The organism is Plantactinospora sp. DSM 117369 (assembly GCF_053764795.1).
The window spans coordinates 6,116,326-6,131,646 of the sequence record NZ_CM132446.1; the positions used below are offsets into that span (position 1 = coordinate 6,116,326).

11 protein-coding genes are annotated in these 15,321 nt (G+C 69.3%); 5 read left to right on the forward strand and 6 right to left on the reverse strand.

The features are described from left to right. Position 1: 1 nt before the first annotated feature. Genes ACSMXO_RS26215 through ACSMXO_RS26240 form a run of 6 tightly spaced genes read right to left on the reverse strand, consistent with a single transcriptional unit; the run spans position 2 to position 6,245 of the window. Positions 2 to 808, reverse strand: coding sequence for an ABC transporter ATP-binding protein (locus tag ACSMXO_RS26215; RefSeq protein WP_346256971.1), 807 nt, complete (start codon positions 806 to 808; stop codon positions 2 to 4). Continuing rightward, entirely contained in the window at positions 805 to 1,836 is a 1,032-nt protein-coding gene (locus tag ACSMXO_RS26220) for an ABC transporter ATP-binding protein (protein ID WP_346256972.1), read from the reverse strand. The genes ACSMXO_RS26215 and ACSMXO_RS26220 overlap by 4 nt, the downstream gene beginning before the upstream one ends. Then, complete coding sequence (locus ACSMXO_RS26225; RefSeq protein WP_455414202.1) at positions 1,833 to 3,356, reverse strand: ABC transporter substrate-binding protein; 1,524 nt, start codon at positions 3,354 to 3,356, stop codon at positions 1,833 to 1,835. The genes ACSMXO_RS26220 and ACSMXO_RS26225 overlap by 4 nt, the downstream gene beginning before the upstream one ends. A gap of 32 nt (positions 3,357 to 3,388) precedes the next feature. Further along, entirely contained in the window at positions 3,389 to 4,255 is an 867-nt protein-coding gene (locus ACSMXO_RS26230; protein WP_346256974.1) for an ABC transporter permease, read from the reverse strand. Then, positions 4,252 to 5,178 carry an ABC transporter permease gene (locus ACSMXO_RS26235; protein ID WP_346256975.1) on the reverse strand — a complete coding sequence of 309 codons (927 nt, stop codon included), beginning with the start codon at positions 5,176 to 5,178 and terminating at the stop codon, positions 4,252 to 4,254. The genes ACSMXO_RS26230 and ACSMXO_RS26235 overlap by 4 nt, the downstream gene beginning before the upstream one ends. Continuing rightward, the gene (locus tag ACSMXO_RS26240) at positions 5,175 to 6,245 is read right to left on the reverse strand and encodes a LacI family DNA-binding transcriptional regulator (RefSeq protein WP_346256976.1); all 1,071 of its coding nucleotides are present in this window, start codon (positions 6,243 to 6,245) and stop codon (positions 5,175 to 5,177) included. The genes ACSMXO_RS26235 and ACSMXO_RS26240 overlap by 4 nt, the downstream gene beginning before the upstream one ends. Before the next feature lie 263 nt (positions 6,246 to 6,508). Here ACSMXO_RS26240 and ACSMXO_RS26245 point away from each other — a divergent pair, with 263 nt between their 5' ends. The 5 genes from ACSMXO_RS26245 to ACSMXO_RS26265 all read left to right on the forward strand — a co-directional run bounded on the left by ACSMXO_RS26245 (position 6,509) and on the right by ACSMXO_RS26265 (position 15,233). Continuing rightward, positions 6,509 to 8,335, forward strand: a complete 1,827-nt coding sequence (locus ACSMXO_RS26245; protein ID WP_455414203.1) for a glycosyl hydrolase family 28-related protein — start codon at positions 6,509 to 6,511, stop codon at positions 8,333 to 8,335. A gap of 16 nt (positions 8,336 to 8,351) precedes the next feature. Further along, entirely contained in the window at positions 8,352 to 9,710 is a 1,359-nt protein-coding gene (locus ACSMXO_RS26250; RefSeq protein WP_455414204.1) for a sulfatase family protein, read from the forward strand. After that, the gene (locus ACSMXO_RS26255; RefSeq protein WP_455414205.1) at positions 9,707 to 10,576 is read left to right on the forward strand and encodes an alpha/beta hydrolase fold domain-containing protein; all 870 of its coding nucleotides are present in this window, start codon (positions 9,707 to 9,709) and stop codon (positions 10,574 to 10,576) included. The genes ACSMXO_RS26250 and ACSMXO_RS26255 overlap by 4 nt, the downstream gene beginning before the upstream one ends. A 14-nt stretch (positions 10,577 to 10,590) precedes the next feature. After that, the gene (locus ACSMXO_RS26260; RefSeq protein WP_455414206.1) at positions 10,591 to 11,826 is read left to right on the forward strand and encodes an SGNH/GDSL hydrolase family protein; all 1,236 of its coding nucleotides are present in this window, start codon (positions 10,591 to 10,593) and stop codon (positions 11,824 to 11,826) included. Between the two features lie 251 nt (positions 11,827 to 12,077). Further along, positions 12,078 to 15,233, forward strand: a complete 3,156-nt coding sequence (locus ACSMXO_RS26265) for a family 78 glycoside hydrolase catalytic domain (protein WP_455414207.1) — start codon at positions 12,078 to 12,080, stop codon at positions 15,231 to 15,233. The last annotated feature ends 88 nt before the right edge of the window (positions 15,234 to 15,321 follow it).

The following is a 15,321-nucleotide window of genomic DNA, read 5'->3' on the forward strand; positions in this document are numbered from 1 at the left end:
GTCACGCGCCCTCTAGGTCGAGGGCGGCGTCGAGCAGGGTCCTGGTGTAGGGATGCGTGGGCTGGTCGAACAGGTCGTCGGCGCTGGCGGTCTCGACAAGCTGACCGTGCTGCATCACCGCCACCCGGTCCGCGATCTGGCGGACCACGCCGAGGTCGTGCGTGATGAACAGGATGGCGAGTCCGCGGGAGGCGCGCAGGCTGACGAGCAGGCGCAGGATCTGGGACTGGACGGAGACGTCGAGGGCGGAGACCGCCTCGTCGCAGACCAGCAGGCGCGGCCGCAGCGCGAGGGCGCGGGCGATGCTGACCCGCTGGCACTGCCCGCCGGACAGCGACGGCGGGCGCCGGGCCGCGATGCCGGCGTCCAGGCCGACGTCGTTCAGCAGGTCCTCGATGGCGGCGTCCCAGGTCCGGTCGGTCGGGGCGACCGATCGGTGGGTACGCCACGCCTCGGCGATGATGGCGCGGACTGTCATGCGCGGGTTGAGCGAGGCGGCGGGATCCTGGAAGACCATCTGGATGGCGCGGCGGGTCGCCGGAGTTCGGGTGGTGACCGGGCCGACCTGGACGCCGTCGAATCGCACCGTCCCCCGCTGCGCCGCCTGTAGGCCGACGACGCAGCGGGCAACCGTGGTCTTGCCCGAGCCGGACTCGCCGACGACGGCGAGGGTCTCGTCAGGACCGACCGTGAGCGACACGCCGTCGACAGCGTTCGGCTTGAGGCCGCGCCGGCGCTCCCGCCGGGTGCCGAAGTTGACCACGAGGTCATCGACCTCCAGCAGCGCGGGCTGCCCCGTGGCGGTCACGCCGTCTCCTCGGGAAAGTGGCAGGCGACCTGCCGGCCGGTGGCGAGGTGCCGCAGTTGCGGCACGTCGGTGCGGCACCGCTCGCGAGCCTTGGGGCACCGGGGGTGGAACGGGCATCCCGGTGGCCGTTCGGCCGGGTTCGCCGGGCTGCCGGGCAGCGGGTCGGCGATGGCCGTCTTGTTGCGCACCGCCGGGACGCTGACGACCAGCGCCCTGGTGTACGGATGCGCCGGCCGGTTGAACACCTCGCGGCTGGGGCCGATCTCGCACACCCGGCCGGCGTACATCACGACGACCTCGTCGGCGACGTGCGCCATCACCCGTAGGTCGTGGCTGACCAGCAACATGGCCATGCCCTCTTGCTCTCGGATGCGCTTGAGCAGCCCCAGGATCCGGGCCTGGACGGTGACGTCGAGCGCCGTCGTCGGTTCGTCGGCAAGGATGAGCTGTGGCGAACCGGCGAGGGCGGTCGCCACCATCGCGCGTTGCCGCAGGCCGCCCGAGTACTGGTGCGGGTACTGGGCATGCCGTTTTTCCGGATCGGGAACCCCCACCCGGTCGAGCAGGTCGATCACGGCCCGGCGTACCTGGCCGGCCGGCATGCCGCCGCGGCGGAGGATCTCTCCGACCTGCCGGCCGATCGTCTGCGTCGGGTTCAGTGCGGACTGGGGGTCCTGGTAGATCATGGCGATGCTGTGCCCGCGCAGCCGGCGCCGGGCCTTCTCCGGCATGGCCACCAGGTCCTCACCGTGCCACCAGATCCGGCCGGAGGCCACGCCACCGGCCGGAAGCAGGCCGATGATCGCCGAGGCGGTCATCGTCTTCCCGCTGCCCGACTCCCCGATCAGGCCGGTGGTCCGGCCCGCGTCGACGGCGAACGACACGTCGTCCACCACCCGGACCGGACCGGCCGGGCCGGGCAGGTCGATCGACAGGTGCTCGATCCGCAGCAGCTTCGCCGAACCACCGCCGGGGCCGGGCTCGCTCGGCGCCGGGTCGGTGACCGGGGATGTCGGGAGCGGCTTCACTGTGCGCCGCTGCCGATCCGTACCTTGGCGAAGTCCGGCACGCCGTCCACCGGGAGCGTGAAGTCCTGCAGCGTCTTGCTCCGGGCGTACGGGATCTGGACGAACATCGGGTACATGCCGACGGCGTCATCCCAGATGATCTTGGACGCCTTCGCGTACAGGTCCTGGCGTTTGGCGGTGTCGCTGGTCGAGCCGGCCTGGGTGAGCAGGTTGTCCAGCTCCGCGTTGCAGTAGCCGGTCCGCTTGGCCGCGCAGGGGTACAGCCGGCCGAGGTTGGTGGCCGCGTCGAAGCCGGCGGTACCGAGTTGCTGGATGTTCAGGTCCCAGTTGAGCGCCAGCAGATCCTGGAGGAAGACCGCGGACTCCTTCTGGGTGGGGTCGACCTTGACGCCGATCTTGGCGAGGTCGCTCGCCACCGCGTCGGTGAACTGCTGGAACTGCGGTTGCGAGAACTGGAACCGGATCGTCTGCCCGTAGTCCCAGCCGGCCGCGTCCAGCGCCGCCTTGGCCGCGGCGGGGTCGTACTTCACCGGGGTCTGCGGCGCGTAGCCGAGCACGTTGGTGCCGATCACCGAGTCGGCGAGAGCGCCGGTCTCCGGGTACAGCGACTTGATGATCGTCTCGAAGTCGACGGCCTGCCACAGCGCCCGCCGGACGGCCGGGCTGGTCAGCCCCTTCGCCGAGCTGTTCATCCACATCGTCACCACGGCGCCGCCATCCAGCTTCTCCACGACGAGGTCGGGGTTGCTGCGCAGGGCCGGGATCTGGTCGTCCGGCATGGCCCAGGTGAGTCCGACCTCGCCGGTCTTCAGCGCGGTCATCCGGGCCGAGATCTCCTGGATGCTGCGCAGCTCCAGCCGGTCCAGCGGCGGCTTGCCCGCCCAGTACTTCGGGTTGGCGCTGAGGACGAGGTTCTGGCCAGGGGTGAACTGCTGGAGGACGAAAGGCCCGCTGCCGATTGGTTTCTCCCAACCCGCCTTGTCCTGGTTCGCCGGCGTCACGTAGAGGGTGACGAGCTTGCCGAGCAGCGCGGGATCCGGGCCCTTGCTGGTGATGACGACCGTGTCCGTGCCCTCGACCCTGGCCTGGTGGTCCTTGAAGTTGCTCGCCATCGGACCGGCGAGGCTGGCCACCCGGTTCAGGGAGGCGACCACGTCCGCGCCGGTGACCGGGGACCCGTCGGAAAAGGTGACGTTGTCGCGCAGGTTGAAGGTCCACTCGGAGGCGTCGGTGTTGACCTGCCAGGACTCGGCGAGGACGCCCTCGAACTGGCCCTTTCCGGCGATACGCACGAGCGGGCTGAAGATGGCCTTGGCGGCGATCTGGGTGCCGTTGTCCATCGCGGACGCGCCGTGCGGGTCGAGATTCTCGATCGGGAACTGGACGGCGACGGCCAGTTCCTGCGCGACGTCGCCGCCGCCTTCGGACCCGCCGGAGGTGGTGGTGCAGCCGACGAGCCCGACGAGTGCCAGGGCCGCGACGGCGAGGACCTCCGTACGCATTCGTCGCTGTAGCGTCATTGCATCTTCTCCTGCGTTAGGGGTATGCGTTGTCAGCGCCGGGCGCCGAAACGCTGGGTGAGGTGGTCGCCGAGCAGGCCCGTGCTCACCACGAGCCCGGTCAGCGCGAGCCCGGGGAAGGCGGATATCCACCAAGCGGTATCGAGGTAGTCCCTGCCGTTCGCGATGACCTGGCCCCAGGAGACCGCGGAGGGCGGCAGGCCGAGCCCGAGGAAGCTCAGACCGGCCTCGGACAGGACGGCGCCGGCGAACTCGGTGGTCGCCAACGCCGTGACCGGTCCGATCACGAACGGGATGATGTGCCGGACGATCATGATCGGGGTGGGCACCCCGATCAGCCGTGCGGCGTCGATCCACGGCCGTTCCCGTAGCGAGAACGTCAGTCCGCGGGCCAGCCGGGCGAACGCCACCCAGCCCGCCACGGACAGCGCCAGCACCACGACCAGAAGGCCCCGGTCGAAAAGTCCGGCGATGACGACGGCGAGCAGGATGCCCGGGAAGGCCATCAGGACGTCGATGAGCCGGGAGATCCCGACGTCGGTCCAGCCGGACAGGTAGCCGGCCAGCGTCCCGAACATCATCCCGACAATCACGCAGATGACCACCACGGAGGACCCGATGACGATCGAGGTCCGGGCCCCGTAGACCAACTGGCCGAGCATGTCCCGTCCCACCCCGTCGGTGCCCAGCACGGCGACAGTTCCGTCGGCGGTCGTCGAGCCGGGCGGGAGCAGGCGGTCCGACACACTCGTCGCCACCGGGTCGTACGAGATCAGCAGCGGGCCGATCAGGCCGGCGACGAGGTAGCCGGCGAGGACGACGGCGGCGATGGCGGGGACGGCCGGCGGGTAACGCCGGACCCGCGGCCGGACCCGCTCCAGTACGGCGATTGCACTCATGCCGCGCCTCCCAACCGAATCCGCGGATCGAGCCTGGCGGCGACCAGATCCGCCGCGACGTTGAGGCACACCACGATGACCGCGATCACGAGCACCGCCGCCTGCACGATGGAGTAGTCCCGGTTGGCGACCGCGGAGACGAGCAGCGAGCCGAGGCCGGGCCAGGCGAAGACGGTCTCGATGATGACCGCGCCGCCCAGCAGGGTGCCCACGTGCAGTGCCCCGATGGTGACCACCGGCAGCGCCGCGTTGCGCAGGACATGTCCGGTGACCACCTGGCGGGTGGTGAGCCCCTTGGCGCGGGACCGCTGCACGTACGGCTCGGCCATGGTGTCCGCCACGCTGCTCCTGCTGATCCTGATCAGGAGCGCGGTGAACGGGGCGGCGAGCGTCAGTGCGGGGAGCACGATGTGCGCTGGCGTCCCGGTGCCGGCGCTGGGCAGCAACCGGAACTTCAGCGCCAGTACCAGGATCAGCATGATGCCGATCCAGAACGGCGGCATGGAGTACAGCGCCAGGGCGAAGCCCGATATCCCGCGGTCGACCCACCGGCCACGGTACGCGCCGGCCAGGGCACCGATCGCCGCGCCGAACATCGCGATCGCGGTGGCCATCAGCGTGAGCTCCGCCGTGGCCGGCAGGCGGGACAGCACCAGGCCGAGGGCGGGGCGGCCGAAGCGGTAGGAGTCGCCGAAGTCGAGGGTCGCCAGCTGGGTGAGGTAGTGCCAGTACTGGACCGGCAGCGACTGGTCCAGGCCGAGCCTGGTCCGCATCGACGCCACCTCAGCGGCCGTGGCGTCCGGGCCGAGCAGCACGGTCGCCTGGTCGCCCGGGGCGATCCGCATGATGAAGAAGACAAGGGTGGCGGCGCCGAGGACGATGACGATCCCGGTGCCGACGGTGCGTAGCACGTATCTGGTCATCGTGGCGTCACCTGCGCTCGCGGTGCCCGGCTGATCGAGTTGCCCCGCACGTCGGTGCACGGGACGAGCAGTTGGATCGGCCGTTCCTGCACACCGTCGAGCAGTTTGACCAGCAGGTCGACCGCTGCCCGGCCCATCTCGACCCGGGGCAGCTCGAAGGAGGTCCAGATCCGGGTCGCCGTCGGTGCGGGCGCGGAGCCCAGGAAGGCCACCGAGATGTCGTCGGGTATCCGGATTCCCGCCGCCCCGGCGACCTCGGCCAGCGCCACGCCCGTGGCGTTGTCCTCGGACGGCTCCACGAGGATCGCCGTCACGCCGGCCCGGATCCAACCGCTCACCCGCTCGGCGGTGACGTCCGCCGCGCCGGAGGAGAACTCGACGAGCAGGTCGGCGGCGGGTAGGCCGGCCGCCTGGGCGCCGGTGCGGCTGCCCAGTTCACGGTCCTCCCCCGGCTCGGCGCCGTCGGTCTGTCGCAGCAACAGCAGGCGCCGGTGACCGAGCGCGACAAGCTCCTCCACGAGGCCCCTTGTCGGTGCGACGTAGTCCGGGGCGACGTAGGAGAGCTCGGCGCCCTCCACCGTGCGTCGACCGATGAAGACGAACGGGAAGTCCTCCCGGACCAGGTTCGCCAGGTCGTCGCGGGAGATGTGCCGGCCCAGCAGGACACAACCGTCCGCCTTCAGCAGCGCGTTGTGCCCCCGGGCGTAGACGCCGTCCCGGGCCGTGTTGGCCGAGGTGAACAGCAACAGGTCGTAGCCGAGGCGGGCCGCCTCCTCCTCCACGCCGAGCAGGAACGGGTAGTAGAAGTCCCGCTGGTCGACCGGGAAGACCGACTCGAACGTGTAGAGCCCGATGGTCTTGACGGTCATGCCGCGCAGCGCCCGGGCGGCCGGGTTCACCGCGTATCCCAGGTCCTCGATCGCCTGGTGGACCCGCTGGCGGGTCTGCTCCGAGACCGGCACACCGTCGGTCTCGTTCAGCACGAGCGAGACCGTGGCCTGGGAGACCCCGGCCCGGCGAGCAATCTCGACCTGGGTGGGCCGTCTCGGCCCAACACGTTTCCGCATCTCGACCCATCTGACTAATACGTAACGAACTTCGGCACACAGTAGGGGTCCCGGGGCGTCTTCACAAGGGGTCAGGATCACGGAACGATGACAACGATGCTGCCGAGGCGTTACAGAAGGACCACTCGCCGCCTCTTGTGACACCTGGACGATCTTCTGTACGCTGCCGCCTCAATACGTATCAGTTGATCGCGCCGGTGCTGACCCGGAACGCACGACGACCGGGCGCTCCGCCCAACCCACTCCATGAGGGGGCCAATCGCATGGGCACCGTCAACCGCCGTCACCTCTTGCGCTCAGCCGGCATCGCGGGTATCGCCACGGCTGCCGTCGGCGCAGTCAGCCCTCCCGCCCACGCGGCGCCGGTCAACCTGGCCGACGCGACGACTCCGCAGGACTTCGGCGCGGTCGCGGACGGGGTGGCCGATGACACCGATGCCATCCAGCGGGCCATCGACGCGCAGCTCCAGCGGGCGACCAAAATCGTCTACTTCCCGCCGGGCACGTACCGGATCACCCGGACCCTGGTCATCCCGGACGTGGAGGGGGCGGGAGGCCCGCACTTCAACCGCCTCGTCCTCGCCGGCGCCGGCACGATGGGCTCGCGGACCTCGATCATCGACGTCGACTTCGACGGGACCGGCATCCTGCTGCGGGCACCGCTGGCGGCCGTTCGCGGCCTCTGCTTCGTCGTTGCGGCGAGCCTGAAGAACTCACAGGCCATCCACATCGCCCGGGATCCCGATGCCGAACGGGCGAACACCGACGACATGGACGCCACGATCACCGAGTGCACCTTCGTGGAGTTCTACACCGCCGTCAAGCACGTCGGGCGCGGACTCGTCTTCACCAACAACCTGGTCGCGGTCGGTGACTTCGGGCTGGACATCTCATGGCCCACCGCCGGGGTCTCCGGCAGCGGCGTCCACCTGCTGCCCTACGGGATGCGCAAGTGGCTCATCGAGGGAAACCACTTCCACAGCATGGGCACGGCCATCGTCACGTCGGGCGCGGACGCCCACAACTTCCGCGGCGCGGTCATCTCGAACAACGTTCTCGACATCGGCCGACGGCTGTTCTCCGGCGGGATCGTCAACTCGACGTTCGCCGGCAACGTCGTCGAGAACGGGTCCGGCGGATCAGTCGTCGCCATCACGTCCGGCGGCACGAACCTCACCTTCACCGGCAACATCTTCGGCGGCGGTGAGCCCACCGGCGGAGGCCGCCCGTCGCACGCGATCGAGTTCCGCCCCGAGGCGGCCGCGCGGAAGGTCACGATCACCGGCAACAGCTTCAACTGGGTCCTCCGCTCGCCGGTCTACTTCGCCTCGTCGGCGTCCGAGATCACGGTTGCCTCGAACTCGTTCGACAACTGGAATCTCGACCGGGACGAACGGTGGGGTGCTGTCCGGATCAACGGCGACGCGGCAAGCGTGACGGTGATCGGCAACGTGTTCGGCGACAACCCGGTGGCCAGCACGGCTCCGGTACGGGTCGTCGGTGCGATCTCCGGGTCCACGGTCGCGGGCAACACGTTCGGCAACACCGCCGGCGTCCTGCACGCCGGCACGGTCGGCGCCGACAACTATGTCGAGCGGCGCAGCGCCGGAGCCAACCAACACCAGCTCACCGCCGCCGTCAATGGCTCCGTCATCGTCCGGTCCACCACCACCGCCGCACCCAACGTCGGCTCGGACGCCTACGGCAGTTTCGTCGTGGAGGGCAGCAACGCCAGCGCCGGCGTCAAGGGCGGGCTGCGGGTGGTCCCGGTCAACCAGTCCGGCTCGGCCGCCACCGAGTTCCTGTGCGCGACCAACTCCAGCAACGAGGTGGTCTCGATGACCTCCAACGTCAACGGCCTGGTCCCGCCCGCCGACAAGGTGCGGGATCTGGGCAGCGCCGATCGGCGGATGCGGTCCGTCTACACCCATCAGGTGGTGCTCGCCGAGCACGCGCCGGACTCCCTGCCGGACCCGGCAGACAACGTCGGCGGGCTCGTCATGGTCCGCGATCCGTTGACCGGCAAGCGCGCCCTCGCGCTCTCCGACGGCCAGTCCTGGCGCAACGTCGTCCTCGGCTCGGCTGTCTGACGGCCGACCGATCGAAATGGACAGTCGCGGGCTGAACGTCCTTGTACTGCACTGCCACGACCTCGGTCGTTTTCTCGGCTGTTACGGCGTGCCCACAGTCGACTCACCGAATCTGGATAGGCTGGCCGCCTCGGGCGTCCGCTTCAGCCGGGCGTTCAGCACCGCCCCCCAGTGCAGCCCGTCGCGGGCGTCACTGTTCACCGGCCGCTTCCCCCAGCAAAACGGAGTACTCGGCCTGACCCACGCCCAGTTCGGCTGGGACCTTCGGCCGGGCGAGCGCCACCTGGCGGACAGGCTGGCGGAACTTGGCTATCTCACCTCGCTCATCGGTGTTCACCACGAGTCCCGGGTCCGACCCGACGGAGAGGTTGCCCGGCGGCTCGGCTTCGACGAGGTGCTGACGGGAGGTCAGGGAGAAGTCGTGGCAGACCGGGCGATCGACCGGCTGGTCCGGTTCGCCGACCTCGGCCGGCCGTTCTACCTTCAAGTCGGGTTCCGTGAGCCGCACCGGCTGCCGGGCCGCCGCGACCCTGCCGACGTCATGGGATTCGTCGGGGACCACATGTCGCCGTACGCCGAACGGGGAGTTGCGGTACCCGACTATCTGGTCGACGACACGAGCGCCCGGGAGGAGATCGCGGAACTGCAGGGCGCAGTGCGGTACATGGATGCCTGCGTGGGCCGGGTTCTGAGCAAGCTCGACGATCTGGGGCTGGCCGAGAACACCATCGTGGTCTTCGTCACCGACCACGGCCTCGCGCTGCCAAGGGCGAAATGCACCCTCTACGACCCAGGACTGGAGATCGCGCTACTGGTCCGGGCACCCGCGCTCGGCTGGCAGGGCGGCCGGATCGTGACCGACCTGGTCTCCGGGATCGACCTGGTACCGACGCTGCTCGACGGGCTCGGACGACAGGTCCCGGCCGACGTGGCGGGCCTGAGCCAGGCGCCGGCCATGACGGGGACGGCCGGCCGACGTCACCAGGCGGTCTTCGGCCAGCTCACCTACCACGACTATTACGATCCGCGCCGCTGCGTGCGAACCGGTTCGCGAAAGCTCATCGTGAACTTCAGCTCCGCACCGTCGATCATGGACGCGAGCCAGTCGTGGCACCGGCGGTGTACGCCGCGCGTCGGACTGAGTGGCCCGGCAGCCAGCCATCCCGTTGCGGAACTGTACGACCTCGACGCCGACCCAACCGAAATGTCCAACGTGATCGACGATCCACACTACGCCGACGACCGGGCAGCACTGATGTCCCGCTTGCGCCAGTGGCTGATCGAGGTCGGCGATCCGCTGCTCGTGGGCGCGGTTGGGTCGCCCTCGCATGACGAGGCGATGAGCGCGCTCGGGGCGGGCAGGGGACGTTCGTGACACGACCACCACCCGCCACCACTCCTTCGCGGCGCCGGGGATATCGATGGCGATCGGGCGTCGTCTACGGGACAGCGGGCAAGGGAGGACGGACCCTGACTCTGGACCTCCACGCCGGCGATCCCGCACACCAACGGCCGGGGGTCGTCTTCATCCACGGCGGCGGGTGGAGTTCGGGTAACCCCGGTCTGCTTGCCCGACTCGCCGACGAGCTCGCCGCCGACGGTTATGTGACCGCCACGATCAACTACCGCCTGTCGGGGGAAGCCCGGTGGCCGGCAGCCCTCGAAGACGCGAAGTGCGCTGTGCGTTGGATGCGCGGCCACGCCGCCGAGATCGGCCTCGACCCCCGGCGGCTCGCGGTAGCCGGCGGATCGGCCGGAGGTCAGCTGGCGGCCATGGTCGCCCTGACCCCTGGGCGCTTCGAGGGATCCGGCGGCTGGGCGGAAGTCTCCAGCCAGGTTCAGGCGGCGGTGCTCTACAACCCTGTCGTCGACCTGCGCAGCGAGGCACTCGGGCGGCCGCCGCTCCCGGAGCGGGTCCAGGCGTTCCTCGGCGACGACAGCGACCAGGTGACGGCCGCCCAGGCATCCCCCATCACCCACGTCACCCCGACCTGCCCGCCGATCCTCACCCGCGTCGGTGACCAGGACGAGGCCACCCCGCCGGCCGCGGCTGAGGCATTCCACGCCGCGCTCGACGCCGCCGGCGTGCCCAACCGGCTCGAAATCGTCGTCGGAAAAGGGCACGCACTCCCGGTACACGACCATGCCGGCTGTATGAGCGCGACGACCCGCTTCCTCGGCGAGCACTTCACGTCGGTGATCGGCCCGTCGGCGTCCACTGCGCCGAGCCCCACCAGGTAGGAAGGAAGACGCGCATGTTCGCATCCAAGAAGGAGTCGCCGAGTCGCGTCGGACGGCGCGCGTTTCTCGGTGGAGTCGGCGTGGCGGCCGTCGGCGCGCAGCTCGCGACCTCTCGGCCGGCGGCTGCGGTCGTGACACCGACGACCCACGGACCGGTGACCATCTGGGGAACGTCGCCGGACGCGCTGCCCTACCCGATTGCCGACCAGACCGTCCGGGTCACCGTGCGGGCGACCATCGGCGCCCGCAGGCTACGGGTCCGGCTGAGCAACGCCTTCGGCACCGCGCCGCTCATCGTCGGCTCGGCTTATCTCGGCCGCCGATCGGCCGGCGCGGCCCTGGTGCCAGGCACGAACAAGGCGCTCACCTTCGGCGGCTCGACGGCGATCACCGTACCGCCGGGCGCCGAGGTGATCAGCGACCCGGTGCCGCTCCTCATCGGGGCGGGCGATGACCTGGCGATCAGCGTCTACACGCCCGGCCGGTTCGAGCAGGTCACCGGGCACCTACGCCCCAAGGACTTCTCCTTTCTGTCCCCACCGGGCGACGCCGGGGCGGACGAGTCCGGGGCGGCGTTCCCCACACCGGTGGAGCACTGGTTCTGGGTGGATGCGGTCATCGGCGAGGATGAGCCGTCCGCCGGTACGATCGTCGCGCTCGGTGACTCGATCACGGACAGCGGCAGCCTGCCCCGGGGCGGCTACCAGGGGTGGTGCGACTTCCTCGCCGAACGCATCGCCGCCACCCTGCCCCCACCCCGCAGGCCGGCGATCCTCAACGCGGGCATCTCGGGCAACCGGCTCATCACCGAGCGACCGGGTGCCGGCGTCACCGCCCAGGCCCGGCTGGACCGCGACGTCCTGTCCCATGCGGGCGTGCGCACCGTGATCGTGTTGGAAGGCATCAACGACATCTACGGCTCGACCGCCACCTCCGCGGACCTGATCGCCGCGCACCGGCAGATCGCGTACCGTGCGGCGGCCCGCGGCCTGCGGGTCATCGCCGGCACCGTTCTGCCGTCTCACCGAGGCGCGTACACCGAGCAACGGGAGCGGATCCGCACCGAATTGAACGCTTACCTCCGCAGCGGCACCGACCACGACGGAGTGATCGACTTCGACGCCGCGCTACGCGACCCGGAAGACCCGACATCGTTGTTGGGCGAGTACGACAGCGGCGACCACACCCACCCCAGCCCGGCCGGATACCGCGCCATGGCCGACGCCGTCGACCTGCGCCTGCTCCGTTAGCTTGAGCTTCGACCGGTGCGGCGTGGCCTCGGGGTATACGAGGTCTTCGTTTTCATACCGCGATTGTTCGGTCTGTTGGTGATAGCGGCGGTGTGCCGATTTATCCATTGGTCCATGCACCGATCTGTGTAGGAGGCATTGTGTTCCGACTCCGGGTTCGTGCGGTTGCCGTGCTGGCGGTTCCGCTGCTAGTGGCGTCACTGGTGCCGCAGCCGGCGCCAGCGGCTGATCGCGGACTGGTCGTGGCCGATATGACGGTGGAATATGCACACAATCCATTGGGGATTGACGAACCTCATCCTCTGCTGAGCTGGGTATTGGAGTCATCGCAGCGGGCCCAGGTGCAGACGGGCTACCGCGTTCAGGTGGCGTCCACGTCCGACCGGTTGACCGACGGCCGACCGGACGTGTGGGACTCCGGCTGGGTGGCGTCGTCCCAGTCGGTCAACGTCGCGTACGCGGGTCCGAGTCTGCGTGCCGGTACCCGGTACTTCTGGCGGGTCCGGGTCGCTGACGGCGACGGCGACGTCCGGGCATGGAGCGCCCCGGCCTGGTGGGAGATGGGGCTGCTCGACGAGTCCGACTGGAAGGCCGAGTGGATCGGCATGCCGGAGGGACCGAACAACCTGGCCGGAGCCTGGTGGATCTGGAACCCGGAGGGCGACCCGGCAACCTCCGTGCCCGCGGGCGCTCGCTACTTCCGTCGGACGCTCGACCTGCCGGCGCAACCCGTCGAGCGAGCCGTGATGGTCGTCGCGGCGGATGACGCGTTCGTGTTGTATGTCAACGGGGCGGAGGCCGCGCGTTCTCATTCGCGGGTCTTCGGCGGTCGGATGGCCATTGAGGTCGACCTCGCCGACATGCTGGTGGCCGGGTCCAACACGCTGGCGCTCTTGGCCCGCAACCGGTATGTGGGCCCGGCGGGCCTGGTCGGCAAGCTCAAGGTCGAACTGGCCGGCGGCGAGCGCGTCGAGGTCATGACGGACTCGTCCTGGCGCGCGACGCGGCAGGCCGAGTCGGGCTGGAACCAGCCCGGTTTCGACGACACCGGCTGGTCCGAGGCGCTCGGGGTGGCGGCCTACGGGAAGGGGCCGTGGCTGAACCAGGTACGGCTTCGCCCTACCCATCCACCGGCGCCCTTGCTCCGGAAGGAGTTCGGTGTCACCAAGCCGGTCAAACAAGCTCGGCTCTACGCGAGCGGGCTCGGATATGGTGCGTACTACCTCAACGGCGCACGGATAGCCGCAGCCACGAGGAGCGAGGAACGCAGCGGTGACCGAGTCCTCGACCCGGCTTTCACCGACTACAACCAACGGGTGCTGTACTCGACCTACGACGTCACCGGGCAGATCAAGCGGGGCGCCAACGCGATCGGCGCCGAACTGGGTCGAGGTCACTTCGGATTCGTCAGCCCAGCCGGCGGTGCGGATTTCGTCGACGACACCAAGCTGCTACTGCAGTTGGAGATTGAATACACCGACGGTAGTACGCAGACCGTGGCCTCGGACGGGACCTGGCGGGTGACCGAGGGGCCGACAGTTTACGACAACATCGCCACCGGCGAGACATACGACGCCCGGCGGGCGCTGCCGGGTTGGGTTACGCCCGGCTACGACGCCACAGGCTGGTCCAGCGCCGCGGTCCTCTCGCCCCCGGCGCAAAAGATTCGGGCGCAGTCGATGCCTCCGATCACCGCGACCGACATCAAGCCGGTGCGCATCACGGAGCCGAAGCCGGGCGTATATGTGTTTGACATGGGCCGGACCACGGCTGGTTGGGCCAGACTGTCGGTTTCCGGTCCGGCCGGCAGCGAGGTCAGGATGCTGTATGGCGAGGAGTTGAACGACGACGGCACGGTGCGGAACCTCGGCCACCACGACCCGGAGCGCAGCGACGCGCCCGGACAGCTCGACATCTATCTCCTCAACGGCAAGGGCAGGGAGGTCTGGGAGCCTGGATTCAGCTACACCGGTTTCCAGTACGTCCAGGTGGAGGGCCTGCCCGAGCGGCCCAGCACCAGCACCATCACGGGTCGGCAGGTACACAACGCGGTCGACTCGGTTGGCCGCTTCACGTCGTCCAACCGGCTGTACGGTCGCATCCACGATGCGATGCGGGCCACCATCCTCAACAACCTGCAGAGCATTCCGACCGACAGCCCGACCTTCGAGCGGCGCGGCTGGTCCGGCGACGCGCACGTCGCGCTGCCGACGATGCTCTACAACTTCGACATGGCCGCCTTCTTCAAGAAGTGGCTGGACGACTTCGAGGACAACCAAGTGGATACCGCGCAGAACGGGAGGGTGACGGTCGTCGCGCCATGGCCGAACGACTTCCGATCCGGAAGTATCTCCGCGGCCTGGACCGGCGTGCTTCCGGCACTCACCTGGGCTCTCTACGTCAGTTACGGTGACCGCACCGTGCTCACCGAGCACTACGGGCTGCTGACCAGGTACATGGATTTCATGCAGACGCAGCTCGACGACGGAATCATGAGTGTCGAGCAGTACGGCGACCACTCGTCACCCTTCGGGGCGAACCCTCAGGAAGACCGGCGCCTGGTCGGCACGGCCTATTTCTACAAGTCGGCCCGCGAGATGGCGCAGATCGCCACCGTGCTCGGCCGAGCCGCCGATGCCGCGCGCTACACCGCCCTGGCCGACCATGTGCGGGACCGGTTCAACGCCGTCTACTACGACAAAAACGGCGGCTACTACGACACCTTCGAGGGGTTCGAGTACAAGCAGACCTCCAATGCCGTGCCGCTCGCCTTCGACATGGTGCCGGAGGCGCACAAGGCGTCGGTGGTGCAGAGCCTGGTCGACGACATCAAGGCTCGCGGTTGGCACCTCAACGCCGGAATCCTGGGCACCAGCGTGCTGCTGCCGGTGCTGTCTGCGTACGGTCACCACGACGTTGCGCATCGGATCGCCAGCCAGACCACCTATCCCAGTTGGGGCTACTGGATCGAGAACGGGGCGACCACGATCCCGTCACGCTGGGCCATCCTTCCGGGATCCAACAACCACTACATGCTGGGCACGGTCGACCAGTGGTTCTACAGTGACCTCGCGGGCATCACGCCGTCCCCGTCCGGGCCCGGCTACGAGAAGTTCGTCGTCCGGCCGCGCATCGGTTCACTCGGGCACGCCACCGCGACGCACGAGTCCATCCGGGGCCGGATCGCAGTCGGGTGGGAGCGCGACGACGACGTGTTGACGCTCACCGTCACCGTACCGGTCAACTCCTCCGCGACGGTCTATGTGCCCACCAGCGACAGTGACAGTGTCACCGAAGGCCGTCGGCCAGCCGACCGGGCCGAGGGCGTCAGGTACGTCGAGACGCAAGGCGGGTACGCGGTCTACGAGGTGGGTTCGGGCACCTACCATTTCGCCTCGAAACTGTAGACCCCGCGGGACTGGGCTGGGAGCGGGTGCGCACCGAACTCGACGCGTACCTCCGGCGCGTATCGCCGGTCGACTCGGCCTTGCCGCC